General features: G+C 53.2%; 23 protein-coding genes. 20 read left to right on the top strand and 3 right to left on the bottom strand.

Annotated elements, in window-relative coordinates; genetic code table 11:
• The first annotated feature begins 245 nt into the window (after positions 1–245).
• The 14 genes from ffh (at position 246) to J7M22_12755 (ending at position 16943) form a co-directional block, all read left to right on the top strand.
• Entirely contained in the window at positions 246–1592 is a 1347-nt protein-coding gene (gene ffh / locus J7M22_12820; protein MCD6507490.1) for a signal recognition particle protein, read from the top strand.
• Between the two features lie 11 nt (positions 1593–1603).
• Positions 1604–1960: a 30S ribosomal protein S16 gene (gene rpsP, locus J7M22_12815; protein MCD6507489.1), complete on the top strand. Its 357-nt coding sequence runs from the start codon at positions 1604–1606 to the stop codon at positions 1958–1960.
• The gene (locus J7M22_12810; protein MCD6507488.1) at positions 1954–2187 is read left to right on the top strand and encodes a KH domain-containing protein; all 234 of its coding nucleotides are present in this window, start codon (positions 1954–1956) and stop codon (positions 2185–2187) included. The genes rpsP and J7M22_12810 overlap by 7 nt, the downstream gene beginning before the upstream one ends.
• A gap of 71 nt (positions 2188–2258) precedes the next feature.
• The gene (locus tag J7M22_12805; GenBank protein MCD6507487.1) at positions 2259–2666 is read left to right on the top strand and encodes a YlqD family protein; all 408 of its coding nucleotides are present in this window, start codon (positions 2259–2261) and stop codon (positions 2664–2666) included.
• Positions 2667–3413, top strand: a complete 747-nt coding sequence (gene trmD / locus J7M22_12800) for a tRNA (guanosine(37)-N1)-methyltransferase TrmD (GenBank protein ID MCD6507486.1) — start codon at positions 2667–2669, stop codon at positions 3411–3413. It begins immediately after the preceding gene.
• On the top strand, positions 3400–3750 hold the full coding sequence (rplS, locus tag J7M22_12795; protein MCD6507485.1) for a 50S ribosomal protein L19: 351 nt from the start codon (positions 3400–3402) through the stop codon (positions 3748–3750). The genes trmD and rplS overlap by 14 nt, the downstream gene beginning before the upstream one ends.
• A 2-nt stretch (positions 3751–3752) precedes the next feature.
• Positions 3753–4376: a ribonuclease HII gene (locus J7M22_12790; protein ID MCD6507484.1), complete on the top strand. Its 624-nt coding sequence runs from the start codon at positions 3753–3755 to the stop codon at positions 4374–4376.
• On the top strand, positions 4343–4726 hold the full coding sequence (locus tag J7M22_12785) for a YraN family protein (GenBank protein ID MCD6507483.1): 384 nt from the start codon (positions 4343–4345) through the stop codon (positions 4724–4726). Before J7M22_12790 ends, J7M22_12785 begins: the two co-directional genes overlap by 34 nt.
• Positions 4726–9261, top strand: coding sequence for a hypothetical protein (locus J7M22_12780; protein MCD6507482.1), 4536 nt, complete (start codon positions 4726–4728; stop codon positions 9259–9261). Before J7M22_12785 ends, J7M22_12780 begins: the two co-directional genes overlap by 1 nt.
• Positions 9262–9329: 68 nt before the next feature.
• On the top strand, positions 9330–11279 hold the full coding sequence (locus tag J7M22_12775) for a hypothetical protein (GenBank protein MCD6507481.1): 1950 nt from the start codon (positions 9330–9332) through the stop codon (positions 11277–11279).
• Positions 11276–12196, top strand: a complete 921-nt coding sequence (locus J7M22_12770) for a hypothetical protein (GenBank protein ID MCD6507480.1) — start codon at positions 11276–11278, stop codon at positions 12194–12196. Before J7M22_12775 ends, J7M22_12770 begins: the two co-directional genes overlap by 4 nt.
• The gene (locus J7M22_12765) at positions 12193–14106 is read left to right on the top strand and encodes a CHASE2 domain-containing protein (GenBank protein MCD6507479.1); all 1914 of its coding nucleotides are present in this window, start codon (positions 12193–12195) and stop codon (positions 14104–14106) included. The genes J7M22_12770 and J7M22_12765 overlap by 4 nt, the downstream gene beginning before the upstream one ends.
• The gene (locus tag J7M22_12760; protein MCD6507478.1) at positions 14103–15554 is read left to right on the top strand and encodes a sigma-54-dependent Fis family transcriptional regulator; all 1452 of its coding nucleotides are present in this window, start codon (positions 14103–14105) and stop codon (positions 15552–15554) included. The genes J7M22_12765 and J7M22_12760 overlap by 4 nt, the downstream gene beginning before the upstream one ends.
• A 330-nt stretch (positions 15555–15884) precedes the next feature.
• Positions 15885–16943, top strand: a complete 1059-nt coding sequence (locus J7M22_12755) for a sigma-70 family RNA polymerase sigma factor (GenBank protein MCD6507477.1) — start codon at positions 15885–15887, stop codon at positions 16941–16943.
• A gap of 75 nt (positions 16944–17018) precedes the next feature.
• Here J7M22_12755 and fusA read toward each other — a convergent pair whose 3' ends face one another.
• From fusA to J7M22_12740, 3 genes are read right to left on the bottom strand one after another with little or no spacing between them, the layout of a single operon-like run.
• Positions 17019–19082: an elongation factor G gene (gene fusA, locus J7M22_12750; GenBank protein ID MCD6507476.1), complete on the bottom strand. Its 2064-nt coding sequence runs from the start codon at positions 19080–19082 to the stop codon at positions 17019–17021.
• 4 nt (positions 19083–19086) lie between these two features.
• Positions 19087–20439: a 16S rRNA (cytosine(967)-C(5))-methyltransferase RsmB gene (rsmB, locus tag J7M22_12745; protein ID MCD6507475.1), complete on the bottom strand. Its 1353-nt coding sequence runs from the start codon at positions 20437–20439 to the stop codon at positions 19087–19089.
• Entirely contained in the window at positions 20436–20792 is a 357-nt protein-coding gene (locus J7M22_12740) for a PilZ domain-containing protein (GenBank protein MCD6507474.1), read from the bottom strand. Before J7M22_12740 ends, rsmB begins: the two co-directional genes overlap by 4 nt.
• A gap of 304 nt (positions 20793–21096) precedes the next feature.
• Here J7M22_12740 and ccmA point away from each other — a divergent pair, with 304 nt between their 5' ends.
• The 6 genes from ccmA (at position 21097) to ccsA (ending at position 25884) form a co-directional block, all read left to right on the top strand.
• Entirely contained in the window at positions 21097–21759 is a 663-nt protein-coding gene (gene ccmA / locus J7M22_12735; GenBank protein ID MCD6507473.1) for a heme ABC exporter ATP-binding protein CcmA, read from the top strand.
• Positions 21759–22421, top strand: a complete 663-nt coding sequence (locus J7M22_12730; GenBank protein MCD6507472.1) for a heme exporter protein CcmB — start codon at positions 21759–21761, stop codon at positions 22419–22421. The genes ccmA and J7M22_12730 overlap by 1 nt, the downstream gene beginning before the upstream one ends.
• A gap of 61 nt (positions 22422–22482) precedes the next feature.
• Positions 22483–23673, top strand: coding sequence for a Gfo/Idh/MocA family oxidoreductase (locus tag J7M22_12725; GenBank protein ID MCD6507471.1), 1191 nt, complete (start codon positions 22483–22485; stop codon positions 23671–23673).
• Positions 23674–23687: 14 nt separating this feature from the next.
• On the top strand, positions 23688–24056 hold the full coding sequence (locus J7M22_12720) for a cupin domain-containing protein (protein MCD6507470.1): 369 nt from the start codon (positions 23688–23690) through the stop codon (positions 24054–24056).
• Between the two features lie 29 nt (positions 24057–24085).
• Entirely contained in the window at positions 24086–25222 is a 1137-nt protein-coding gene (locus J7M22_12715) for a hypothetical protein (GenBank protein MCD6507469.1), read from the top strand.
• On the top strand, positions 25222–25884 hold the full coding sequence (ccsA, locus tag J7M22_12710; protein ID MCD6507468.1) for a cytochrome c biogenesis protein CcsA: 663 nt from the start codon (positions 25222–25224) through the stop codon (positions 25882–25884). The genes J7M22_12715 and ccsA overlap by 1 nt, the downstream gene beginning before the upstream one ends.

Here is a 25884-nt window from a genome sequence, read left to right as displayed (position 1 = left end):
GTCAAGAGTTTCTCAGGATTTTGATCTCCCTCTTTTGTCTGTTTCCCGCTCTATGGTTGCTTTCTTCATCCCTCTCTCAAACTGGGGGTGAACCAGCTTGGCTAAGGTTGACCGCTGGGATATGGATTTTGTATAATTGTTAAGGTCAGGTTTTTGTCCTTAGAAGCTAGGTTTCTTCCCATTGACAAAATCGGAGGTATAGGGTATCTTATAAGGGCGAATTCTCTCTGGGAGATCGGTAGCTCATGTTCGAGAGTTTGACCGAGAAACTCCAAAATACCTTCAGAAGGATAAGAGGACAGGGCAGGCTGACGGAGAAAAACATTAACGATGCTCTGCGCGAGGTGAGGCTTGCCCTGCTCGAAGCGGATGTGAACTACAAGGTCGTTCGGGATTTCATCAATAAGGTCAAGGAGAAAGCGATCGGTCAGGAGGTGATGCGGAGCCTCACCCCCGATATGTTGATAATGAAGATAATAAATGATGAGCTGACACAGCTGATGGGGGGTGAGGTCGAGAGACTTCGGGTAAATCCGAACGGCACTACCATCATAATGCTGGTCGGGCTTCAGGGCTCAGGTAAAACCACCGCAGCGGCCAAGTTGGCCAGAAAGTTCAAATCGGAGGGCAAGAGACCGCTTCTCGTTGCGGCGGACGTGTATAGACCCGCCGCTATCAAACAGCTCCAGGTTCTGGGCGATCAGATAGATGTGCCCACCTTCTCGATGGGAACGGCCATGAAACCCGAAGACATATGTGAGGCCGCCGTAAGGCATGCTCGAAACAACGGATACGATTTCGTGATAATAGATACCGCCGGGAGGTTGCACATCAACGAGGAGTTGATGCAGGAGCTGGAGAGGATCAAGGAAAGGATACAGCCTCATGAGATTCTGCTTGTAGCCGATGCGATGACCGGCCAGGACGCTGTAAACGTGGCAAAGGAATTCGATGAAAGGCTGGATATCACAGGTGTGATGTTGACCAAGCTGGACGGAGATGCTCGCGGCGGTGCGGCGCTGTCCATAAAGGCCATCACCGGTAAACCGATAAAGCTCGCCGGAGTGGGCGAGAAGCTGGACGCCCTGGAGGAGTTCCATCCCGATCGAATGGCTTCCAGGATACTCGGTCGCGGGGACCTGCTGACGCTCGTCGAAAAGGCCGAAAGGGCGATCGATGAGGAAAAGGCGAAACAGCTTGAGAAAAAGCTGATTGAAAAGCGGGAGTTGGATTTCGAGGATATGCTCGAACAGATAAGGCAGATAAAGAGGATGGGCACCTTGGATCAGCTGATCGATATGATCCCGGGCCTGGGGAGGTTAAAGGGCAAGGGGCTTCAGGCCGATGAGGAACAGTTGAAAAAGGCCGAGGCGATAATAAACTCGATGACCCCTCAGGAGAGGAGAAATTACAGGATAATAAACGGCAGCCGCAAGCTTAGAATCGCTCGGGGGAGCGGCACTTCCGTCCGAGATGTCAACAGGTTAATCCAGCAGTTGATACAGACAAACAAGTTGGTGAAACAGCTAACCGGCGTCAGGTCAAAGAAGGCCAGAAGAAAGATGAAGAACCTCTTCCCATTCACGATGTAGGAGGTGATAGGTTGCCCGTTCGAATCAGGTTACAACGCGCGGGGAGGAAGAAACGGCCCTTCTATCGGGTTGTAGTTGCCGATTCCAGAAGCCCGAGGGATGGGCGGTTTATCGAGAAGATAGGATACTATGATCCAATACCCGATCCCGCTGTCGTGGTAATCGACGAGGAAAGAGCGATCAGATGGCTGATGGTGGGCGCACAACCCACCGATACAGTCAAAAGCCTGCTCTCGAAACTCGGTATATGGGCCAAATTCACGGCACTTAAAGAGGGCAGGGCCCAGCAGCAGGAAGAACAAACCCAAACTGAGGTAGATCAAACTGAAACCGAAACCACTGAAACTGAAGGAGGTGCCTCTTGTTAAAGGAGCTTGTCGAATACATCGCCAAGGCGCTTGTTGACCATCCCGAACAGGTCAACGTGAATGAGGTAGACGGCGAAAAGACCACTATACTTGAACTGAGCGTCGCTGAGGATGACCTCGGCAAGGTCATAGGAAAGGGTGGCCGAACGGCCAGAGCGATGAGAACCATACTGAGCGCTGCCGCAACGAAGGCTAATAAGAGGGCGGTTCTCGAGATACTGGAATGAGGTCAACATAAGCTCAAACGGCTAATCTGCCCTGACGGCAGATTAGCCTATTTTTTGGCCCGGATTGAGCCATGTCGCTTATCGTTAAAAGGCCGGTAATCCTGAAGAATATCGTGACGGAGACCTTTAAGAAACAGCTCATCGAAGAGCTCTCCGCCGCCATTAAACAGATAGATATGCATCTGGAGCAGATGGAGTTCCAAATGCGCCGAACTATATCCGAACTGGAGAAGAACGATCCTAGACGGGCAAGGGTAGCCAGAGAAGAGATGATGCTGGAACGGCAGAGACAAGAACAGATCAGACATAACCTTCAGAAAAAGCTGGAAGAGGTCTCCAAGCTGGAAATCGGTTCGGAATTCATAACCGGAACCTACGACGCACCGGTTAAGATCGAAGTCGGCGATAACATACGCCAGAAGCTATCCCAGGCGGAGATCATCGTCAAGGATGGCATCGTCGTGGGAATCCGCGAGTAGATGAGGATAGATATCATCACCATATTCCCCGAGATGGTCGAATCCGTGCTCTCCTTCGGCCTCATAAGGCGCGCAAGGGGAAAGGGACTATTGAAGGTGCATGTCCATAACCTAAGGGATTACTCGACCGACAGACACAGAGGCGTAGATGATTACATCTACGGTGGCGGCCCGGGAATGCTCCTTAAACCTGAGCCGATCTTCAACGCCGTCGAGGCGCTGAAAACCCCTGGGTGTCGCGTGATACTGATGAGCCCGCAGGGAAACCGATTCACTCAGCGCCATGCCGAGAGGCTCTCGCTCCAGGAACATCTCATCTTCCTCTGCGGCAGATACAAAGGGGTCGATGAGAGGGTGAGAAAAGCGCTGGTGGACGAGGAGATCTCCATAGGGGATTATGTCCTCAGCGGGGGGGAACTGCCAGCGCTGGTGGTGGTGGAGGCCATTGTTAGACTTATACCGGGAGCGATAGGCGATTATGACTCGGCGCAGGGAGACTCCTTCGGGACGGATATGCTCCTGGATTGCCCTCATTACACCAGACCGGCCCAGTTCCGAGGGATGAGGGTGCCGGAGATACTGCTGATCGGCGATCACAAAAAGATCACGAAATGGAGGAGGGAACATTCGCTCAAAAGAACCCTCAGCAGAAGGCCAGATCTCCTGAAAGAGGCCCTATTGACGGACGAAGATCTGGATATGCTGGAAAAATGGCAGAAGGAGTTGATGGAAGATGAGACCGATTGAGATCGTGGAGGAAAAGTTAAAGAGAACCGACTTGCCTGAATTCGGCCCCGGCGACCTTGTGAGGATCAGCTTCAAGGTCGTTGAGGGTGGCAAGGAGAGGGCACAGTCATTTGAGGGTGTGGTGATAAGGCGAGCCCACGGTGGGCTGAGGGAAACCGTTACCCTGAGGAAGACATCGTATGGTGTCGGCGTGGAGAGGATCTTCCCGCTCCACTCGCCGATGATCGACAAGATAGAGGTCATAAGGAGAGGCGCCGTCCGGCGCGCCAGACTTTATTATCTGAGGGAGAGAAGAGGTAAATCAGCGAGGATTAAGGAAAAGCTCGTGCGCAAGTGAACATGAGACCTTTAGCCCCGCCTCAGATCCTGAGATATGAATCGCAGCTCTGGAAACAGGGATGTGATCTCGTGGCGGGGGTGGATGAGGCGGGGCGTGGCCCATTAGCAGGGCCGGTTGTCGCAGCAGCGGTTATCCTCCCCAAAGACCTCTATATCCCTGAAGTCTACGATTCTAAGAGCATCTCACCGACCAAACGTGAGATCCTCTTCGAGCGGATTTGTCAGGCAGCCATATCCATAGGCATAGGGGTCGTGGATAACCATGAGATAGACAGAATAAACATATTGCAGGCCTCCCTTAAAGCGATGAAAATGGCTGTGGAGAAGCTTTCACCTCAACCCGATTTCGTTCTCGTCGACGGAACGCATCTCCCCGACTTGGAGATCGAATGCATGGCGATCAAAAAGGGGGATCGACTTTCGCTCTCCATAGCTTCCGCCTCCATTATCGCTAAAGTGACGCGGGATAGGATGATGGTTGAGTTCGATAGGATCTATCCTCAATACGGATTCGCGAAAAACAAGGGTTACCCGACCCCTCAACATTATGAAGCTCTCTCCGAACACGGGCCGTGTCCGATACACAGAAGATCGTTCAGACTAAAAAGGAGATCGGCTTTTTAGGCGAGGAGATCGCCGCCGATTTCCTCAAACAAAAGGGCTACAGAATCCTCGAAAGGAACGTCAGGATAGGTCGGGGCGAGATAGACCTTATAGCTCTCGACGGGGAAACCCTGGTCTTCGTGGAGGTTAAGACCCGAAAGGGATTTGGGTTCGGCCATCCGAGCGAGTCGGTCACATACAGAAAACGCAGACAGCTCTCGAGGCTCGCCCTGCTTTATCTTCAAAGGCGTGGGATCTCCGACGTGAGCTGTAGGTTTGATATCATCTCCGTTCTCCTCACCTCTCAAGGCGAGGCGAAGGTGGAGCACATAGAGAATGCCTTCGAACTCGATCCGAGGTATGTAAGTTGATGAGACGAGCTATTATTCACCTTCTGCTCTTCTCCCTCCCTATATTCTGTTACGCTTTGGAGCCGGAGATCTATCACTGGCGCTCTTTCAGCAGACTGGACGGCCTCGCCGGCAATGACATACGGACGATCTTCCAGGATGACGAGGGTAGAATATGGATTGGAACGTCAAGCGGCCTAAGCCTGTTCGATGGGATATGGCGCAGCTTCCCCTCCCGCTATGACACGATCAGCAATGAGATACACTCGATATGTGAGGGGCCCTTGGGAAGACTTTGGATCGGAACCGATAGAGGTGTCGCCGTCTTCGACGGAAGATCATGGCAGAACATCACCTTCGGGGATGACCCGTTGGGGAATTATGTCCTATTCGCCGTCCCAGATCAGGATGGGGTGTGGATCGGCACCTATCGGGGCGCAAATCACTTCGACGGCAGAGCATGGAAGCTATGGAACCAAAAGGAAGGTTATCTCTACACCGGCGTTAGGAGCATGTTGAGGGATTCATCGGGACAGCTCTGGTTTGGAATGGAAGCCTCCGCCCTTTACTCCGTCCTGATCAGCCGATTCGATGGGAGAAAATGGACGAGATACACCGTCACGGACGGCTTGCCGGAAGGACCGACGCTGAAGCTGATCGAGGACAGAGAGGGGAGGATATGGATGGCCACCCCGATGGGAGTGGGGATCTTCGACGGGATGAACTGGAGCAAAATGACCTTCTCCGACGAGGTGGTGGCTATGGATATCGATCCGGACGGGAGGATCTGGGTGCTCACCCGATCCAGCCTGATGAGATACGAGGGCGGGAAATGGATCGAGGTGTTATTGCCACAACAGGCTCGGAAGGCTCAATCGCTGTTCATAGACCGTTCCGGCGGCATATGGGTGGGAACGAGGGAAAACGGGTTGTTTTTCTGCGACAGAACGGTGAGAATTCACCTCATCCCCGATGTAAGGGCTATATCGAGTGATGGATCGGGCAGAATCTGGATCGGAACTGAAAGCGGAATCAGATCCCTTGAGGGAGAAAATGTGATCTCCATCGGACAGGTCAGGTCGATCTGTCCGGAAGGAGATAGCGTCTGGGTTGCCTTCAAAGGAGGATTGGCGAGGATTGACGGGGAAGGGCGTATCATCGAGAGGATAGAGGGGCTACCATATGAGGACGTGAGGGTCGTATACAGGGACTCGGCAGGTAGGATGTGGGTGGGGGTCGGTCTCTTCGTCTCCGGCCCAGGCGGTATAGCGAACAGGTTCTCCTCGTTGATTCTGATCTCCCAATCCGATCGGAAGGTCTATCCCCTCGATGCCACCCCCTCCTCGATTGTAGAGGATAAATCGGGAGGTATATGGGTGGGCACCTTAGGGGGAGGTCTCGCCAGGATATCCGGCGATAGATGGCTGTGGTTCAACCGGAAAAACGGATTGCCCGGTGACATAGTCACGTCCCTCATGTGCGATGATATGGGTAGGATCTGGGCGGGAACGACCCAAGGCGTGGGGATCTTCGACGGGATGAGGTGGAAGACGTTAAGCGTCTTCACGAAGGATCTGCTGGATAACAGGGTTCAATCCATCGTTCAGGATAATCTCGGCAGGATCTGGGTGGGCACGCGCGAGGGGATATCCGTCATATGGGACGGCGTTTCAACGGCCTTCACGACCGTCGATGGGCTTCCTTCCAATGACGTAACCTCCCTTTTCGTGGATAAGATCGGCAGGGTCTGGGTGGGAACCTCAGCCGGTCTCGCCGTATATTCCCGCGAGACGCGCGAACCACAGACTAGAATCACATCCGGGCCGAGGGGGGTCATAGGCACCACATCGGCTTTCTTCGAGTTTGAGGGAGGCGATGCCGATACCCCATCTGAGGAGCTGCTCTTTTCATGGAAGATGGATGACGGACCGTGGTCTCAGCTTTCACCGGTGAGGTTCGCGAACATACCCTATCTCCAAGATAAGATGAAACACACCTTCTACGTCAGGGCATACGATAAAAACGGAAATTTCGATTCCACACCCGCGTCGGTCTCCTTCTACGTCAACGCCGCATCTCCGGTTGCGGATATAACCGATCCGATCAGAGACTCCGTCGTCGGAGGCACCGTTTCTCTGAAAGGAACAGCATATGATGACGATTTTCGGGACTACACGCTGGAGGTGGATGGGGTTCCCCTCATCCGTTCGGAAAAACCTGTCAGGAACGGACTGCTTGGCGAATGGGATACGAGATCATCGGCGGATGGCGAACACGTCCTATCCCTGAAGGTCAGGGACAGGATCGAGGGGCCGTTTGACGTAGAGCATGAAAGCGAGGTCTCGATCAAATTGACCGTGGATAACACCCCTCCCCAGGTTAAGCTGATACATCCCCTACCCGATCAGAAAGTTCAGGGTGAGGTGGAGGTGAGGTTTTCGTTCGATGACGCTCATCCCAAAAGCTATCTCGTCGAGTATCGTCAGGAGAAGATCATCTCGCCTCCTCGTCTCCAATCCTCGATGGAATCGGCCAAATGGAGGAGAATCGCCTCAGGCGAGCTGAAATCAGGCGAAGATCAGATTTCATTGACCTGGATGACATCGCAGCTCTACGGAGAGATCTCCCTGAGGGTGAGCGTCACCGATGAGGCCGGCAATATCGGGCGGAGAGAGATAAGTTTGTTTCTGGACAATGAGCTCGCCAAACCGGTGGTTTCAATTCTTTCGCCCGCCTCAGGCGACGTCATATCGGGCGACGTCCAGATCATCGGCACCGCTGAAGATCCAACGCTTACGAACTATGTGCTCGAGTACAGAAAAGCCTCCGGGGGCGATTGGAAAGTTATAGAGAACGTGGCCTCAAGCGGCGTTAGGGAAGGGGCGCTGGGCGTTTGGGATACCCGACGGGTTGAGGACGGAAGATATCAGATCAAACTGACCGGATACGACGATAACGGGTACTTCTCCTCCATATCTGTGAACTTGATCGTCGATAACACCCCTCCGACCCTCGACCTCGCCTCCCCCTCTGACGGGGAAGTCGTGCCAGGGGCGACGGAGACGAGGATCGAGGGGACGGCATGGGATATCAACTTTGAGAGATTCACGGTTGAATATTCGACGGATATCGAATCGGGGAAATGGCTGCCGATCGCCCTATCCAAATCGCCCGTCAGGGATGGCATCCTGGCGACGTGGAATACCTCTGGGATCTCCGGAAAATGTCTGCTGAAATTAACGGCGGCGGATAAGGCAGGATTGACCTCCCAGATCATAAGGGAGATCTACATCGATCCCTCGCCCGCCAGGGTGGAGATAAGATCGCCCCAGGAAGGAGATGTCGTAAGCGGCGATGTGGAGATCAAGGGCGTCGTATACGATGAGAATCTCGGCTCATACACGCTCACCTTCTCTCCAGAACAGGGAGGGGAATGGACGCTGATCGCAGAGGGCTCTGAATCCAAGGAGGGGACCTTGGGAATTTGGAAGACACGCGGCCTGAACGGAAGGTATCTCCTGAGATTGGATGCTCAAGACACGGCAGGCCACAAGAGCTCAACCTCGATGGAGGTCATCGTGGATAACACCCCTCCCACTATCATTATGCTTTCGCCTCTCTCCGGACGACAGGTGGTGGGAGATGTGAAGGTGAAATGGAGGGTGGAGGACATCACACAGGTTCGCTACGTTGTTGAGTTCGGCAGGGGGGAGAATCCCGAGACCTGGTATAAATTGACGGACGGTTCCGTATCCAAACCATCTCAGATGCTGCTCGCCGTATGGAACGTCTCAGGCAGATCAGGTCCCTACGCTTTGAAGATCAGAGCGAAAGATGAAGCGGGATTTGAAACCGTATCTTCCGTTAGCGTGATCGTGCCTGAACCTATAAACGGTGAGAAGGGAGGTCAGGTCAGCTCGACGGATGGTCAGGCCAGGCTGATTCTCCCTCCCAGATCCATTCGACTCCCGTCTGTCCAGATCGCCATAAATCCGATTCAGATGAGAGGGAGAACGTCATACCTGGTCGAGCCCAAGGGGATCCGGTTTGATCCGACGAAACCCGCTATCCTTTCCATCCTTGCAGATGGATCGAATCGAAACGAGAGGTTGATCGTGGAACGCTGGGATGAAACAGCTCAAAGCTGGAAGCCGATAGGCGGCAGCTTATATCGAGGTTTCATCTCAGTATCCATAACCTCAGGGGGGATATACGGGATCGGGCAGGCCACACCGCCTCCAAACGAGGGGAGAAGGAGTATAGAAGATCTAACATGCCAGCCGAGGGCGATCATCCCAGGCGAAGGGATCTACCGAAAAACGTGGATCTCCTTCAAGATGAACAGGGATGCCAAGGTGGAGGTTAAGGTATATGATATGTCGGGCAGGGTTCAAAGGCATCTCCTCCGGGGCAGAAGATTACGTCCGGGCGTCGTAACCATCCCATGGGATGGAAGGGATAATGGAGGAAACCTTCTGAGCTCCGGTCCATATCTCATATCCGTAAAAACCGAAGGGGAAACTCTGAGAACAGGGGTTATAATCTGGAGACGGTAAGGGCAACTCTCATTTTGACGGTCATCATCCTCCTCGCCGGCATTTGCGCCGGAGATCAATCAAGGCCGATGGGAGGAGCTAAGGCCATCGGGTTAGGCGGAGCCTTTGTGAGCATAGCCGACGATTCAACCGCCATAGGATGGAACCCTGCCGGTATATCCAGGATGAGACGCTTTGTGCTCGGTAACGACCACTCGAGGCCCTTCGGCATCACCTCCTTCAATCGGCTTTCACTTATCATCCCTTCGTCGGAGAGAATCGCCTTTGGGTTGAACTGGGATAGACTCACTATGAAGGACGAAGAGGTGGGTTTTAGGAGGGATGAGGTGAGTTTCTGCTACAGTTTCACCCCTCTGCCTTCCCTATCCCTCGGTCTCAATCTTAAGTATCTCTCAGATGGTGCCTCGCTTAACGGGGTTAAGCTCGGTAGCTCCTACGGATGGGGGATGGACTTCGGGATCATCGGAAAGCCGTATCGGCTGAGGGGTGGGATTATAGGAGTGATGGTTCAGGATGTGATCAGTTTAGCGGGCGGTCATGTTCGATCGGGAATGGCGGTCAGACACGATTCAGGGTTCACCGAGAAACTGTTTAAACCCAGGTTTCGGATCGGAGGGGCATATCGCCTGAAGGGGAAGGTGCTCTTAAGCGCTCAGTTGGACGAGATGATAAGGATAGGCGCTGAGCTCTCCATGCCACCGATCAGCCTGAGAGCAGGGGTTCAAAAGGAGAGGGGAGGCGAAGGGATGGCGGTCACGGCGGGGTTCGGCGCCAGATACAAAGGCGTGGAGTTTAACTACGCATGCATGATCCCTAAAGACCTGCCCACCGTTTCCTACATCACCATCTCCTTCAGCGCCGACTATCAGAAGCCGCCTGTAAGGATAGAGGCCGTGAAGCTGAAGGAGATATATCCCGTGCACAGATACTTTTACCTGCACGGCGACGATCGAGCTCCGATCATACAAGCTCCGTTAAACCGAAGGATGAAGTTTAACCTCCATCCGCTTGACTCCATAGGCAGGATATGGATGGTCAACGAGAGCAGGGAGCTGGTGGAGGTCAGGGTGAAGCTTTTCATAGATGGGTTCACCCCGAATGAGGGCACCGTAGCGGTGGAGAGGGTTGAAGTATTGCCCAGACGTAGGGTATCCGTGCCCATAAGCCGGTTGTTTTTAAAGGAAGATGTCCTAAAGCTCAACCGATATGTCCCCGTTGAGGTAAGGGTGGAAGTAGCGGATCTATCGGATGAGATGCGCAAAAAGGCCACGGCGACAGCCAGGACGGTGATCCGAAGCGTCAATAGCCTTCTGATGGATGATGTGGCGAAGCTCGCCTCCTTCATCAGTTCCAAGGATGAGGTCGTTAGGAGCTTCGCCCTCGGATCGCTTGATTTAGCTGGGGATTTGAATCAAGATGCGAAACTACACCCGGCCCTTTTCAAGGCGATAACGCTTTTCGACGCCCTATATGGCATGAGTTATGCATCCGATCCCAATGTGCCCTTCGAGAGCGGCACGGTCGACGAGGTGATGTTTCCTCGACAGATCCTGAGTGCAAGGAGAAAGGGTAGGATGTTCGGCGACTGCGACGATTCAACTGCGCTCTTTTGCTCGTTGTTGGAGTCGGTGGGAGTTCATACGGCGCTGATCAAACAGCCGAAGCATGTGCTGATGGCCTTCCAACTCGACGGACTGACGCTTGAGAGGGCCCAGGAGATCGGGCTGGACGAGGAAAGCTATATCCCAATCGGCGGTTACGTCTGGATACCCATCGAGACGACCCTGATCAAAAAAGGGTTCGCTGAAGCCTGGAGGGTGGGAATCAAGAGGATGAAACTGGGGGTTGAGGACATAACCACCGTCCAGAACGCCTGGGAGAAATATGGCTCGCCGGACGTGGCCGCCGTCAATAATTGGCCGGATACCTACTCGTTGCCTCCAAAGGGCAAACTGGTCGAAAGGATTCAAAGGGATATCAACGATCCATGGATTTCACGCTGGAGAGGTGTGAGATGATGAGAATCATAACGGTCACGGCGATCTTAACGTCCATGTTGATAAGCGCTTCAATGGCTCTCTGCGGAGATTCCGCCCAGATCGTGTTCGTCTTCGGCAAGGTTGAAGCCTTCAGAGTTGAAAAAGGGGGGTGGGGTTTTCTCAAAAGCGGTGAGCTTCTACGGGGAGAGGATATAATCAGAATGCCTCCCGGCGCTATATTAAGGCTGAAAGACGATAGGGGGGAGATGCTCCCTGTCTTTACAGGCAGCCGCGAACAGAAGGTATCTGAGATGATCGCCATAGGCAGAAACAAACTTGAGAAGCTCAAGATCGAGAACGTGGCTTCCAACGGGATCGCGGCCGTAGATGCCCTGCCCGCCGGTAGCTACTCGCCTGCTGAAAGGAAGGTGTCAACTGAAGTTTACACTAAGCTTTCAAAGGATGAGGTTGAGACACTAGAGAGATCGATCGAATCGCTGATCCCAGATCTGTGTGCCTCGGTATCGAAGTTAATCCCTGCGGCCAAATTGCAGATCAGCAAGGCTGAAAGGGGATATCCTCCTCCTAACCTCTTGCAGGCGAGTCTGATTTTTGGTATTTTATTTGATGATGAGATCTATCCCAGGCTTGCCTCTCAGATCAGGAACATACTGCCTGTCAGGGATGAAGAGCTGGAGAAACTCGTCGTTTACAGGTTATTGCTGGGATGTGTGGGAGTTGAGGCGAGATTGGAACCGACAAAGGACGGGATCGTCTACCTGTCTATCGATTCAGGGCTGAGGAGGAATCAGATGCGACTGATCACGGCAAATAAAAATCTCGTCATATCGAACGACAAACTGATGATACCGATCTGGATTCGCCCCGATAAGCCTAATTTCACCTATGCCTGGTATCGCGGGGCAAAGTTGGTCCGGGAAGGGCCGAGATTATGAGGGAGCACCTTTGGATAACCCTAATCTCCATTTTGATCTTCGCCCTCGTTTTGCTGGCCAGCAGATATAAGCTTTTGGAGTTCGTCGAGCTTAAAACGCTCGATAAGCGTTACTCCTATGCTTCTGAGCGTATCTCACCCTCCGATAGCATAGTCTTGGTGACCATCGACTCGAAAAGCCAATCCGTCCTCGGTTCCCTTCCCTGGTCACATGACGTGTATCTCGCCCTGTATAACGCTCTCAAGGAGGCCAATCCGAAGGCTGTCGGAATGATGATATGGTTCAACAGGGAATGGGAGGGCGGAGAGCTGGAGCTCGATCCGAATAACAACCTCTTCGTCATAAAACCGTATAGCCTACCTCCCGTTATAAAGAGGGATAGAATTCCGACGGTCACCTCGTGGTATCCGATCCCCTTAAAGTTTGAGCTCGCCAGGGGGAAGAGCTACAGCTATATGACGTATAGCCCTGAGGATGGGATATACCGCAGCGCTCAGATGGTGGTCAGGGATAGAAACGGAGGGTTTAGATTTCCTATAGAGCTTCTGATGACCTGCGAGTTTCTGGGCCTGGATGAAGGTCAACTCGCCCTTCGGTCGGGTTTTTGGAGAGGTCGATGCATAGAGGTGGGGGATCTTCTTAAAATCCCCGTGGATTCAGGTGGAAGGACGTATATAACCTATCTGCCGTCGGGGGACTCATTTAATTCCATATCCTTCGTGGATGTGTTGGAGATCTATCAGAACGGCGATCTGGAACAGCTTAGAAGGCTGTTTTCAGGCAAGATCGTCCTGGTCGGCGAGACTGAAAACGCATATAGGGTTCCCACACCTTCCGGCGAGATGACCGCCCTCGAGATAAGGGCCAACCTCGTAAACGATCTCGTGAAGAAGGCGTTCATCACACGGCTTACCTTCAAGGTTAATCTCATCTATACGGCCCTCTTCCTCATCCTCTCCGTCTTCATAACGCTGATGGTGTATCAATATGAGGGTAGGATCTCGCTTTTGGCGACGGCCTATACCGTCTTTCTCCTTTTCCATCTGGCCTTCTGTTTCTCGCTTTTCCAAAACTGGGGTATATGGCTGGATATGGTTACACCAGGGCTCTTCATATCGCTCAACGGCATCTCATGCACGCTGTTGCTGAACTACATAAACCTGAAGAAGACACAGAGACAGCTCGTTCAGTCGGAGAAGGAAGCGGCCTTCGGCGTGATGTCCGCTCAGGTGAGGCATGAGATAAGGAACATCCTCAACTCCATCAGAGCCCCTGCGGAGATGGTGAGGAACAACTTCCAGAAGGGCGATCCACTCGGAATGAAGGATAAACCTGGTGAGATCGTCTCCGAGATGAACGCCATCATAGAGAGGGTGATGAAGCTGAACGATATGATCGAAAACGAGCTCAGCTTCTTTCAGGAGGCGAGCTTAAGGATGCAACCCGTTCAGATCGAAGAGCTCATCCGATCGGCCGTGGAGATATGCCAGGAAGAGATAAAGAAAAACGGGGTGGAGCTCTTCATAGAGGTGGACCCCAGTTTGCCTCTCATAAGCGCCGATAGGGAGAAACTCAGGATAGCCTTCATAAACCTCATCCGCAATGCCTGTCAGGCCATGCCGGATGGCGGAACGCTGTTGATCTCGGCGGAATATTACTCCGAAAAAGGCGCCAGCTTCGTCAAGCTCTCCTTCAAGGATACCGGCTGTGGGATGTCAAAGGAGGTCAGGAAGAGGATATTTGAGCCCTTTTTCACAACGAAACCCAGAGGGTTGGGCCTTGGTCTCTCGAACGTCCAGAACATCGTCAAGCTCCACCACGGCAGGATAGAGGTCGAAAGCAAGGAGAACATCGGAACCACGTTCAGCCTCCTGCTGCCTCTTATGGCTGTCGAGGAGGTCGAGGGATGATAGGCGGGAGGATATTGATCGTCGAAGACGAGAGGGATATCTGTAAATACATCCAAAGGCATCTGATGATGGAGGAGGATCTAAACGTCGAGATCCGGTTCGCACATGATAGAGATACCGCCATGGAGGCCGTTGAGGAGGAAAAGTTCGACCTGATCATATCCGACCTCTGGATACCCGATTCGAGCGGCACTCTGGACAAAGAGGGCGGGCTGAAGGTGGTCGATAGGGCGATGGAGCTGCCCGATCCGCCCGAGGTCATCATTATAACCGGCCATGGCTCATCGAGAAGCGTCCTGGAGACGGTCGCCCGGATCGGCGTGTTCGATTATGTGGTCAAACCCATAGATTACGCCAATCTGGTCAACACCATCAGACGCGCCCTGGAGAAGAGGGAGAGCCTTTCCACACCCAAAACGAGCGAAGGGGTGAAGTTCAGAGAATATGAGATCATCGGGGCAACCCCTCAGATGATAGAGGTGATGAAAGCCATAGGTCGTTTTGCCAGATCGGATGAGACGGTGCTGATACAGGGGGAAAGTGGAACCGGTAAGGAGCTCGCCGCAAGGGCTATCCATGAACATAGCGCTCGTAAGGACAAACCCTTCGTGCCGGTAAACGTCAATGCCATCGTCCCGGAGCTCATGGAGGCGGAGCTCTTCGGGATAGGAAAAAGGGTGGCCACCGGCGTGGACGCCCGGCCTGGTTTCTTCATGCAAGCCCAAGGTGGAACGCTGTTCCTGGACGAGATAGGCGAGCTCAGCCTCGACATCCAACCGAAACTGTTGAGGGCGATAGATTTCAAAGAGATCCAGCGGGTAGGAGGCTCAACCGTCAAGGTGAATGTGCGGATCATCGCCGCCACAAACAGAGATCTGAGGGAGGCGATGAAAAAAGGGGAGTTCAGAAAGGATCTCTACTATCGGCTCAGCGGAGCGACAATTCACATCCCGCCCCTTAGGGAGAGAAGGGAAGATATACCTCTCCTGGCCGATTACTTCCTGAGAAAACACTCCCACGTGTTCGGGAAAGATCACATCCGGGGATTTTCAGAGGACGTCATGGAGCTATTTGCGGGATATCACTGGCCGGGGAACGTCAGAGAGCTGGAGAACGCCGTTAAATACGCGATCTCAACATGTAACGGGAGAACCATAACGATCCAAGATCTGCCGAGGGATCTGGTGGAGGAGATGAAGATAATCAAGCCGGAAAAAGACTCACTTGAGGAGATCCTGGAGATCGACGACCTGAAGAAGGCCAGAGAGCGCTTCGAGCGGATCTACATCCTTCGCAAACTCCGCGAGAACTCCTGGAATATATCCCTCACAGCGAAAAAACTAGGTATAACCCGTCAGCAGCTTCATAAGAAGATCGAAAAACTCGGGTTGAGGAGAGGGCGAGACGAGGACGGGCAGATCCGGAGTTTCAGGAAGAATCAGCCATAATCCCCGCCCTTTCACCCCGGACGTTTATACGAGGAGCCCCCTGGGGAACGCCCACCTTCCTCCTAACCTTTACCATAGGGGGTCGCTAAAATATCATCACACCCATCCTGATATGTAAACTTAAGTTTACAGTGTGTAAACTTAATGCGACTCCTTCACCGCCGCTCTCCTGCTTCCTGTTTCCCGTCTCCCTCCAACTTTGAGAAATAAGCATTTCTGACCTCTCGGATCTCCGTTATACTTACGATAATATGAGCGAATGGAAATTTCGTCGTCTGGCATGCTTCTTGCCAATCAATCCCTGTAGATCTCTCCCGCAGGAGGTAGAACATGGAGAAGGATCTGAGCTTGAGATTCTCACCCTCGGCTGAAGTAACTGAGGAGCATGCCGATTATCCGGAGGAAGACGATATCCTTTTGATATATATGCAGGAGGTGAGCCGCATACCGATGCTTTCCAAGGATAGGGAGTTGGAACTCTTTAAGCGGATGGATAGGGCGAAGAGAAACGTGAGAAGGCTCCTCAGGCTCGCCTCCAAGCTCCTGAAAGGCGCTGAGATCAGAAGCTCGAGGGATCTCAAACATGCTATGAGAAAGGCTAAGGATGAGGAGGTTATATCTCAGTTGTCCGAAATCGCCCACCAGGTGGAGGAGCTTGAAGATGAGATCGCTAAGGTGCGGGAGGAGATCATCAAAGGCAATCTCAGGCTTCCCCTTTTCATCGCCAGAAGATATAAGGATAAGGGACTACCGCTGATGGATCTGATACAGGAGGGAAACGCCGGATTGATGATCGCCGTGGATAGATTCGATTATCGGCGGGGCGCCAAGTTCAGCTCCTACGCCTCCATATGGATACAGCAATCCATCGGTTATGCCATAGCTAACCACAGTCGAACCGTCCGGCTTCCCGTTTACCTTCATGATATGCTACGAAAGGTAAATAGGGCGATAGAGAGGTTCATATCTCAAAATTCCAGGGAACCCACCCTGGAGGAACTCTCAAACTCTACCGGTATACCGGTCGATAAGTTGGAGAAGATCAGGAGATTTTCCACGGGAACTACGTCGCTCGACGATTATGTCTCTAGCGAGGATGAGGGTAGGATGATAGATTTCATCCCTGATAACAGGCTCAATCCCGAGAACGAGGTGATCAAGAAGATGATGCGACAGGAGATCGAGCGGATGATAGATTCCCTCCCCGAGCGCGAGAGGCAGATCCTGAGGCTGAGATATGGATTTGACGACGGCCGATTCCACAGCCTTCAGGAGGTGGGTGAGAGGTTGAACCTCTCGCGCGAACGGATCAGACAGATAGAGACACGAGCTCTTAACCGATTGAGACATCCCTCTAAAAGTGCCCGTCTGAGGGACTATCTCATCTAGCTTTTAACGGAGCGCTCATATCGGAGACCTGGGCAAATCCAGATATCAACGTATCTCGTTTTCCGGATAGCCTCATCATGGCAGAATTTGCTTTAAGATATGCGGTGGCACCTCAGCATAATGCGAGAACTCCATCGAATAGGCTCCTCTGCCCTGGGTCATGGATCTGAGATCGGTGGCGTATTTGAACATCTCCGCAAGCGGCACGAGGCCCTCGACCACCTCGACGGGGCCTCGCTGTGTGACGGTATGGATCTGCGCCCTTCGGGTGTTGAGATCGCTTATGACGTTCCCGATATATTCCGAGGGGGCCGTCACCTGAATCCTCATTATCGGCTCAAGCAGGACGGGGTTACACTCCCTGGCGGCCTTCTCGAAGGCCATGACCGCCGCCGCCTCAAAGGCCATCTCATTGGAGTCCGACCTATTAACGGCATCGACAAGGGCGACGCGAACATCCACCATCGGATATCCGGCCAGCACCCCGGCAGTCATAGCGCTTTTCACGCCCCGTTCCACTGCCTCCAGATAGGTCTGAGGAAACGCTGAGGGATCGAGCTCGCTTACGAACTCGAACCCCTTCCCCCTCTCCATCGGATCGAGGGCCAGCTCGACCTCAGCGAAGGCGCTCATCTCCTCCCCTTTGTGCTCGTAGGTAGCTCTGCCGTTCCCGGGGATGGTTATGGTCTCCTTGTAGGCCACCTGAGGTTTACCGGCGCGGGCCTGTACGCCGAACTCACGGATCATCCTTTCGACCAGTATCTCCAGATGTAGCTCTCCCATCCCAGATATGATCCTCTGTCCGCTCTCCTCATCGATCTCCACCGAAAAGGTGGGATCTTCGATGGAGAGTATCCTGATCGTATCTTCGAGTTTCCTTTTCTCCGCCTCAGTTCTGGGCTCTATGGCGACCGAGATGACCGGTTCTGGGAACCTCATCGGCTCCAACAGTATCTGATGGCTTTCATCACATATCGTATCTCCCGTGAACGTGTTTTTGAGCCCCACCAGTGCAACGATATCGCCGGCAAAGGCCTCATCTATATTTCGATATTTGTTGGCATGCACCCGGAGGATACGCATCACCCTCTCCCGCGCTTTCCTTCCGGGGTTATAGACCCTTTCCCCCTTTTTGAGGGTGCCCGAATAGATCCTGGCGTAGATGAACCTGTCGACGTTCGGATCGGCTATGACCTTGAAGACCAGTGCGGAGAACGGCTCATCATCGGAGGCCCGACGGGTTATGACCTGGCCCGTCTTCGGATCCTCGCCCTCTATCGGTGGGATATCCAGGGGGGATGGCAGATACTCCACGACCCCATCCAGCACGGGCTGAACGCCTATGTTTCTGAGAGCGGCGCCGCACATGACGGGGATAAACTGATTCTCTATGGTGCCTCTTCTCAGCGCCCGTCTCACGATCTCCTCCGGCACCTCCTCGCCCTCGAGATACAGCTCCATCAACTCATCATCCGCCTCAGCCGCCGTCTCAAGCAGTCTTTCCCGATACTCCATGGCTATATCGGCCATCTCTTCGGGGATATCCTCGAAGAGATAAGTCTGCCCCAGATCATCGGGATTCCACCTAATAGCCTTCATCCTGATGAGATCCACCACACCGCTGAACTCCCCCTCCGAGCCGATGGGAATCTGAACGGGAGCGGGTGTAGCCTGAAGCTTGGAGACCATCATATCCAGAACCCTGAAGAAATCCGCGCCAACCCTATCCATCTTGTTGACGAAGGCGATCCTGGGCACTCCGTATCTATCGGCCTGATGCCAGACCGTTTCTGACTGAGGTTCAACGCCGCCCACGGCGCAGAAGACCACCACGACGCCGTCCAGCACCCTCAGACACCTTTCAACCTCGGCGGTAAAATCCACATGGCCGGGCGTATCGATTATGTTGATCGTGTGATCCCTCCAGTAACAGGTCGTCGCCGCTGAGGTGATCGTTATGCCCCTCTCCTTCTCCTGCTCCATCCAGTCCATGTCGGCGGTGCCCTCATCCACCTCGCCGATCTTATGTTTTTTGCCGGTGTAGTAGAGGATCCTCTCCGTCGTGGTGGTCTTACCGGCGTCTATATGCGCTACGATTCCGATGTTACGGATCCTCTCCAGCGGAAACTCCCTTGGCATCCCTCTACCTCCGTCTCAACCTTGCTGCGAAAAAACCGTCCAGGCCGTGAATATGGGGGGAAGACCTCATAAACCCCTCCCACGTGACCAGCTCTTTGGCTGAGTATGGCAGATAATCCGCCACCGACTCCGGCTCGAAACCCTTTACCTCCTCCAGAAACCTCTCGATAACCCCCTCATTCTCCTCTTCCTCCAGGCTGCAGGTGCTGTAGACGAGCACGCCTCCCCTCTTGACGTACTGTGCCGATGCGAGGAGTATCCGAAACTGAAGGTCAGCTAGCTTTTCTATATCCTCCTCCGATCTCTTCCACTTCAGGTCGGGATGTCTCCTGATGACGCCCGTGTTTGAGCAGGGAACATCTACCAGAACCCTATCCGCCCGGTTAAGCAGGTCCTCGGCTGGCTCCGAGGCATCATGTCGTTTGATCCTCACCTCTGTAATCCCAAGCCTTGCGCAATTTTCACGGATGAGCTTCAGCCTCTTGCCGGAGACGTCCAGCGCTATCACGGTTGCAAGGTTCCTTGTCATCTCCGCTATATGGGTGGTTTTGCCCCCGGGGGCGGCACAGACATCTATCACGAGATCTCCCACCTGAGGCGAAAGGGCATGCACGACCAGCATGGATGCCTCATCCTGGAGGAAGAAAAGACCCTTTTTGAAGCTTTCAAGCCTTTCGAAGACCGGATGACCCTCGATCCTCACCGCTTCAGGGGCGTATCTCCCCGGACTGACATCCAACCCTTCCCCTTTTAGCTCCTCCACAAGTTGATCCCTAGAACATCTAAGAGCGTTGGCCCTCAACGTGATGGGCGGAGGGGAATTGTTCGCTTCACAAAGTTCTAGCGTCCACTCCACACCCCATCTTTTAACCCATCTCCTCACGAGCCACTCAGGATGGGATTGGTTGATGGAGATATGTCTGACCGGATCCTCATCAAGGCTTGGGAATCGAAGTCGTCCCCTCTCCCTCCGGTATCTGCGAAGCACGGCGTTCGTCAGACGCGCCATCGGTTTTGCGAGATACGGCTCCCGCCTGAAGATCCACTTTACGAGCTCCACGCACTCATTTATCGCCGCATAATCTGGAACCGATCCCATGAAATCCATCTGATATATCCCCAATCTGAGGACGTTCCTGACTTTCCCGTCCAGCTTCTCGGGCCTTTCGAGAAACCGATCGATGATCCAGTCCAGCTTCATCAACCATCTGAGTGTCCCATAGACCATTTCAGCGACAAAGGCCCTCTGGGCATGTGAAAGTCCGAGCCTATAGTATGCCTCTTCGATCAGCTTTTTCGGTATCTCCCCTTTGAGCGCTCTGGTCAGAATCCGATAGGATATCCTCCTCAGGTTCATCCCCTTCCTAACTCCAGCATCGAATTGATGTAGTTGGCAAGTGCAAGCTGATCCTCATCCTGGAATGAGAGCCAGATAAGCTCGACACCTACTTCGTATCCGCCATTTCTGGGACTACACCATACCACCTTGCCTGGAGGGGTAATCGGATGGTCCACATCGGGAAGGTTCAACTCCAGCACCAGCCTCGTCCCCGGCGGCAATTCCTCTTCCGATACGAATCTAATGCCTCTGACGCTGATATCCTCTGTGAGCGTATCGCTGACTCGCTTTTTAAATTCGCTTTCAGTAACCACGATATATTTGACCAGCATTTGGCTTCCGATACGCGGGAACATCCTTTTCTCCTGCATGTTCACCCTCCCCTTAGCTCTCCAAGCAGCTTACGCTTAAGCTTTTGTAGGGCCGAATAGAGAAGCATATAGAGCAGCTCTATCAATGTCTTTACTTTGTCCCGAATCCTAAACCTGGAAGCCATTTCCTACGTTCTTTACTCTCATCGGATTATACTTGAGTATACCATCGGGATAGCAACCTGTCAATCTTGATTATTGTCTTGAGTGGATCGTCTATTATGGTGTATAATGTTATTGCTCTGCTTATCATTTTCTCCTCCTACCCAGGTCTACCTTTGAGGGAGCAGGGGGAGATTTTACCTTGGTTATTCTAAAACAGATAGGGTTAAAGATGAGATTATCGGTCAGGGGGTTGAGAAAGAGCTTCGGAAATAAGGAGATCCTCAAAGGGGTGGATCTAGATGTAGTAGACGGCGAGGTCTTATGCATCACAGGTCCTAACGGGGCGGGCAAAACTACCCTGATCAAGATCCTCTCCACCTTGCTTCGCCCCGACGAAGGGGAAATCGTCATGGAGGGCGAAGATCCCTTCAAAAATCCCAGGCCCTTCAGAAGGCGTATTGGGGTGTTGTCGCATGATCCGATGCTGTATAGGCAACTGACGGCCAGGGAAAACCTCAGATATGTCTCTCGAATCTACGGGATTGGGAACGGTGATGAGAAGGTCGAAGGATGGTTGAAGAGGGTCGGGCTGATCCACTTCGCCGATGAAAAGGTGGGGGATTTCTCGGAGGGGATGAGGCAGAGGTTGGCCGTGGCGAGGGCGATGATACATTCCCCTGACCTCCTGCTCCTGGATGAACCCTTTGCCTCCCTGGATCGAGATGGGGTGGAGATGTTGATCGAGCTGATCCGAGGCCATCTCTCCCGCGGTGGCTCCGCTGTCGTCACCTCACATATGAATTGGTTGCTTGAGAGGATATCATCTCACACTTTCAGGCTTTCGGAGGGCAGGTTGAGGTGATGCGTCCATGGTGGGGGATTGTACTGCGAGATGCGAAATTAAGTCTATTTCGCTCAGAGTCGCTCCCGTTGAGCCTCGCCTTCGGCGTGCTGGTGGTGTTGGTCTTCGCCCTGACGAGCGATCCGATGGGGTTGAAGAAGGAGACCAAATCGGGGATCATATGGTGTGGGTTTGCCTTTTCGGGGGTGGTCACGCTTACCGGATCGTTCCGAAGGGAGAGGGAGAGCGGCGGGATCGAGCTGATGAGGCTCTCCGGCCTTCCGGCGGAGATGATATACTTGGGCAAGTTGACATCCGGATTCATAGCCACATCCGCCTCCAACCTCGTCATTGGGATGGCCGGGGGGATCATGCTCGGGCTGAAGGTCGATCCGAACGGAATCGCTAAGCTATGTGCCATAGCAGCGCTTGGGACGTTCGGGATATGCACTGTGGGAACGCTCATAGCCGCCATTTCATCCGAGCTTAAGGGCGGGGAGAGCTTGCTAGTGGCGTTGCTCATGCCGTTGCTCTTCCCGATGGTCATCGCCTCAGCTAAGTCCTTCAGCGCGGTTTTAACGGGGGAAAGCATAATAGGGAAATGGCTCTGGCTCGGAGCGGTCTATGCCGGCATGTTCCTTGTCATCTCCCTGCTTCTCTTCGAGGAGGTGATAGAGACTTGAAATTCACGGCGGTATGATGTAGACTCAGCCGAGATCACCCGCTACATATGAGGAGGACCTCATGGATAAGCTGAAGCTGGCCCTTGTGGGGGCCGGAAGACGAGGTGCGGGGGCGTATCTGCCCGTTATACCGAAGATGGATGACGTGTTCGATTTCGTCGCCATCTGCGATATCAATCCCGATACCGCCCGGAGCCTCGCCGAGCGACACGGGGTAAACGCATACACCAGCGTGCGCGATTTGGCCGCTAGAGAGAAGGTGGATGTGGCGGTGTTAACGGTGCCGGGGGATGCTCATCACCCTATCTCATGTTTTCTCTCCGAGCATGGGGTTCATCAACTGGTGGAAACCCCGATAGCCATCACCCTGCCTCTTGCCGATCTGATGATGGAGACGGCGCGGCGTAATGGGGTTAAGATCGAGGTGGCCGAAAATTACTACCGAGCGCCTTCCAGGAGGTTCACCCTAAAGGTGATAGAGGATGGGGTTATCGGGAAGGTCTCCAGGATATACCGCATCTTTCAAGAGGGAGGCTATCACGGGATGAGCCTTCTTCGCAAGCTGGCGGGGGCCGATCCGGTATCGATTTTGGGGATATCCCACACCACCCCTATCCTGCCCATAACCGACCGCATGAAGAGACATCATACCGAGGAGCGATGGACTCTGGGGTACATCGATTTTGCCAACGGTGTCGCGGCGCTTATGTGCTACTCCAACGTCATCCACGCCCGATCCCTCGGTCGGGGACAGGTGAGCATCACTCAGATCGACGGGAGCGCTGGCACCATCGTAGGCGAGGACGTATACGTCGTGCCGGAGGAGAGACTCCAGTCCGGCGCCGTCGCCGAGAAGCATTCCCCACGCCGGATCACAAAGGAGATCGATGGAGTGAAGGTGCTCCAGAGTATTGAGATGGAGCTCCCCGATCGGACGATAAGATGGGAAAATCCCTTCAGTCGATACCCGATAACTGAGGGACAGGTGGCCGTGGCGGATGAGCTGATGAGTATCGCAAGGGCGGTGCTGAACGATACGGAACCGGAATACGGCGCTGCGGCCGGAAGGCTGGATCAGGAGATGAACATCGCTATGATAGAATCGGGCAGAGGTGGCAGAAGAAGTATATCCTTCCCCTTGAGGGAGATGACCGAGTATGAACGGCAGGTACATCGAAGATATCAGGACAAATATGGACATCCGCCGGAGGAATGGGAAGCTCTGGTGGACGTTATGTTTCCAAGGGTTTAAGGGAGGAGGCGTTTATGGACAATCCCAACATCATCAAATGGGATGAGGATCGAAAACGGGAGCATGATCGGGGTTACTCCATGCCCTATGTGAATGAGGGATCTTGTGGCGCACGAGAACTGGAGATGCATATCTCGGTTATCAACCCGGGTCAGCGTGCCCATCCGCCCCACGCCCATGAAGGGGAGGAGATCATGTTCCTGCTGGAGGGCACCGCTGAGGCGATAATCGGCGAGGAGAGGTATGTTATCGGCCCATATACGGCGCTTTTCTGCCCGGAGAACGTCCTCCACGGCCTGCGCAACTGCGGCGATACCCCTATCAAATACCTGGTCATTCGAAGCACTTCACGTTCACGGCTTGATGATAAGCCTAAAATTTAAGAGTAGGATTTTGGATCGGAAGGAGGGTAATGACGGTAAAAGACATGGGAAAAACATATAAGGCTAGGATCTATCTTCTTGGGGAAAACAGTTCAAACCTCATCCCTCTGGAGGAAGCTAGTTATATTAGTGAGGAGGAGCTTCAGAAGCTACTCGTTGAATATCCAGATCTTCTTCCTGGTGATCAGATCGATCCTGAAAACCCGCGTCGTTGGCTGTTGATTGCTCGTGAGATGGGCGTTCCAGGTGAGCCGACTCAAGCGGAACGATGGAGTCTCGATCATCTTTTCCTGGATCAGGACGGCGTTCCCACCTTTGTAGAGTGCAAGCGTGCCGAGGATACGCGTACTCGCCGGGAGGTCGTAGCGCAGATGTTGGACTACGCCGCCAATGGTCTTGAATACTGGGATATGGAGCAGCTACGCCAAGCTGCCTCCAAGACGGCTCAAAAAGAGGGGAAATCACTGGATAGTGAGATTTCAAAATTGTTGGGGAGAGGTAGCATCTCTGAAGTAGAGATCGAAGAGTATTGGCAGCGAGTGGAGAACAACCTACGTAATAGAAAAATTCGCCTCATCTTCGTGGCAGATCGTATTCCTAAGGAGCTCCGTCGTTTGGTGGAATTCCTTAACGAAGAGATGTCCAATGTAGAAGTGCTGGCTGTAGAGATCAAGCAGTTTCGAAGGGAGGGTGATCGTAGCCAGAGAGTATTGGTCTCGAGAGTTATCGGTATGAGCGAAATCGCTCGCGAGACTAAGAGATCTCGGAGAAGCACAACGCCTGAAGAGTTTTTGAGCAAGTGTGACCCAGCAGCAGGAAAGTTCTTCCAAAGGGTTTTGAATCTCGCCGAGGAACGGGGCTATGTTGTTTACTGGGGAGAGGTTGGTTTTTCCATACGCATTATCTCACCTAAGATCAAGCGACCTACTAGTTTCGCTTACGGTTATCCCCCGAACGTTTTTCAGCTATATCTCCATGATGACTGGGTGCTAAACAAGGATTGGGCGTTAGACCTTCGCAAGCAGCTCCTGGATTTTGATGTTTTCAAAGAGGCAGGTAGGTATACGCTGACAGCAATTCTTGAGCTGGAAAACCTAGAGCGCGTGAGAAAAGCATACGATCTCATTATAGATCGAATAGATAAAGACGTAGCTGGAGTGTCGTGATGCATATGTTCAGGATAACGCATCTGATATTCTCGCTCACAGCCTTGCTTATAGCGGTCTCGCTGATTCTCATTGGTCTCGCGCCGGTGGACGAAACGTTGGGCGTGAGCCAGAAGATATTTTACCTCCATGTCCCATGTGCATGGGCCGCTGCCCTAGCCTTCCTGGTCAACTTCATCGGCAGCCTCGGATATCTGATCAAGGGAGGTTTGAAGTGGGATAGGATAGCCTCATCGTCGGCCGAGATCGGTGTCGTCTTCGGAGCCATCGCCCTCGTCACGGGCTCGATCTGGGCGAGGTTCGCATGGGGGGTGTGGTGGACCTGGGACGTCAGGCTGACCACAACATTGATCCTGTGGCTGGCATATCTGGGTTACATCCTGGTAAGATGCATGGCCCAGGACGAAAAGAGGAGGACCTTCAGCGCAGTTATAGGGATTGCGGCGTTTGCCGATGTCCCCCTGGTCTTTCTATCGATAAGGTGGTGGAGATCGATCCATCCCGTCGTGATAACCCGAAGCGGGATGAACCTCAGTCCCAGGATGAAGCTGGCCTTTTTCATATCGCTGGCTGCCGTGACCATGCTTTACCTCTGCCTGATGATAGTGAGGGTGAGGCTTGAAAGGATGAAGGATATCGTGGATACCATGAGGGAGAGATGA

Source organism: Candidatus Poribacteria bacterium, from assembly GCA_021162805.1.
Classification (GTDB): domain Bacteria; phylum Poribacteria; class WGA-4E; order B28-G17; family B28-G17; genus JAGGXZ01.
Note: the sequence above shows the minus strand (reverse complement) of the source record. Positions and strands in the feature narration are given on the sequence as shown.

What these genes read in the sequence shown, in the direction of transcription:
- ffh (MCD6507490.1), top strand. Translation starts at nt 246, where the DNA reads ATGTTCGAGAGTTTGACCGAGAAACTCCAAAATACCTTCAGAAGGATA.
- J7M22_12805 (MCD6507487.1), top strand. Translation starts at nt 2,259, where the DNA reads ATGTCGCTTATCGTTAAAAGGCCGGTAATCCTGAAGAATATCGTGACG.
- trmD (MCD6507486.1), top strand. Translation starts at nt 2,667, where the DNA reads ATGAGGATAGATATCATCACCATATTCCCCGAGATGGTCGAATCCGTG.
- rplS (MCD6507485.1), top strand. Translation starts at nt 3,400, where the DNA reads ATGAGACCGATTGAGATCGTGGAGGAAAAGTTAAAGAGAACCGACTTG.
- J7M22_12790 (MCD6507484.1), top strand. Translation starts at nt 3,753, where the DNA reads ATGAGACCTTTAGCCCCGCCTCAGATCCTGAGATATGAATCGCAGCTC.
- J7M22_12780 (MCD6507482.1), top strand. Translation starts at nt 4,726, where the DNA reads ATGAGACGAGCTATTATTCACCTTCTGCTCTTCTCCCTCCCTATATTC.
- J7M22_12775 (MCD6507481.1), top strand. Translation starts at nt 9,330, where the DNA reads ATGGGAGGAGCTAAGGCCATCGGGTTAGGCGGAGCCTTTGTGAGCATA.
- J7M22_12770 (MCD6507480.1), top strand. Translation starts at nt 11,276, where the DNA reads ATGATGAGAATCATAACGGTCACGGCGATCTTAACGTCCATGTTGATA.
- J7M22_12765 (MCD6507479.1), top strand. Translation starts at nt 12,193, where the DNA reads ATGAGGGAGCACCTTTGGATAACCCTAATCTCCATTTTGATCTTCGCC.
- J7M22_12760 (MCD6507478.1), top strand. Translation starts at nt 14,103, where the DNA reads ATGATAGGCGGGAGGATATTGATCGTCGAAGACGAGAGGGATATCTGT.
- J7M22_12755 (MCD6507477.1), top strand. Translation starts at nt 15,885, where the DNA reads ATGGAGAAGGATCTGAGCTTGAGATTCTCACCCTCGGCTGAAGTAACT.
- fusA (MCD6507476.1), bottom strand. Translation starts at nt 19,082, where the DNA reads ATGCCAAGGGAGTTTCCGCTGGAGAGGATCCGTAACATCGGAATCGTA.
- rsmB (MCD6507475.1), bottom strand. Translation starts at nt 20,439, where the DNA reads ATGAACCTGAGGAGGATATCCTATCGGATTCTGACCAGAGCGCTCAAA.
- J7M22_12740 (MCD6507474.1), bottom strand. Translation starts at nt 20,792, where the DNA reads ATGCAGGAGAAAAGGATGTTCCCGCGTATCGGAAGCCAAATGCTGGTC.
- J7M22_12730 (MCD6507472.1), top strand. Translation starts at nt 21,759, where the DNA reads ATGCGTCCATGGTGGGGGATTGTACTGCGAGATGCGAAATTAAGTCTA.
- J7M22_12725 (MCD6507471.1), top strand. Translation starts at nt 22,483, where the DNA reads ATGGATAAGCTGAAGCTGGCCCTTGTGGGGGCCGGAAGACGAGGTGCG.
- J7M22_12720 (MCD6507470.1), top strand. Translation starts at nt 23,688, where the DNA reads ATGGACAATCCCAACATCATCAAATGGGATGAGGATCGAAAACGGGAG.
- J7M22_12715 (MCD6507469.1), top strand. Translation starts at nt 24,086, where the DNA reads ATGACGGTAAAAGACATGGGAAAAACATATAAGGCTAGGATCTATCTT.
- ccsA (MCD6507468.1), top strand. Translation starts at nt 25,222, where the DNA reads ATGCATATGTTCAGGATAACGCATCTGATATTCTCGCTCACAGCCTTG.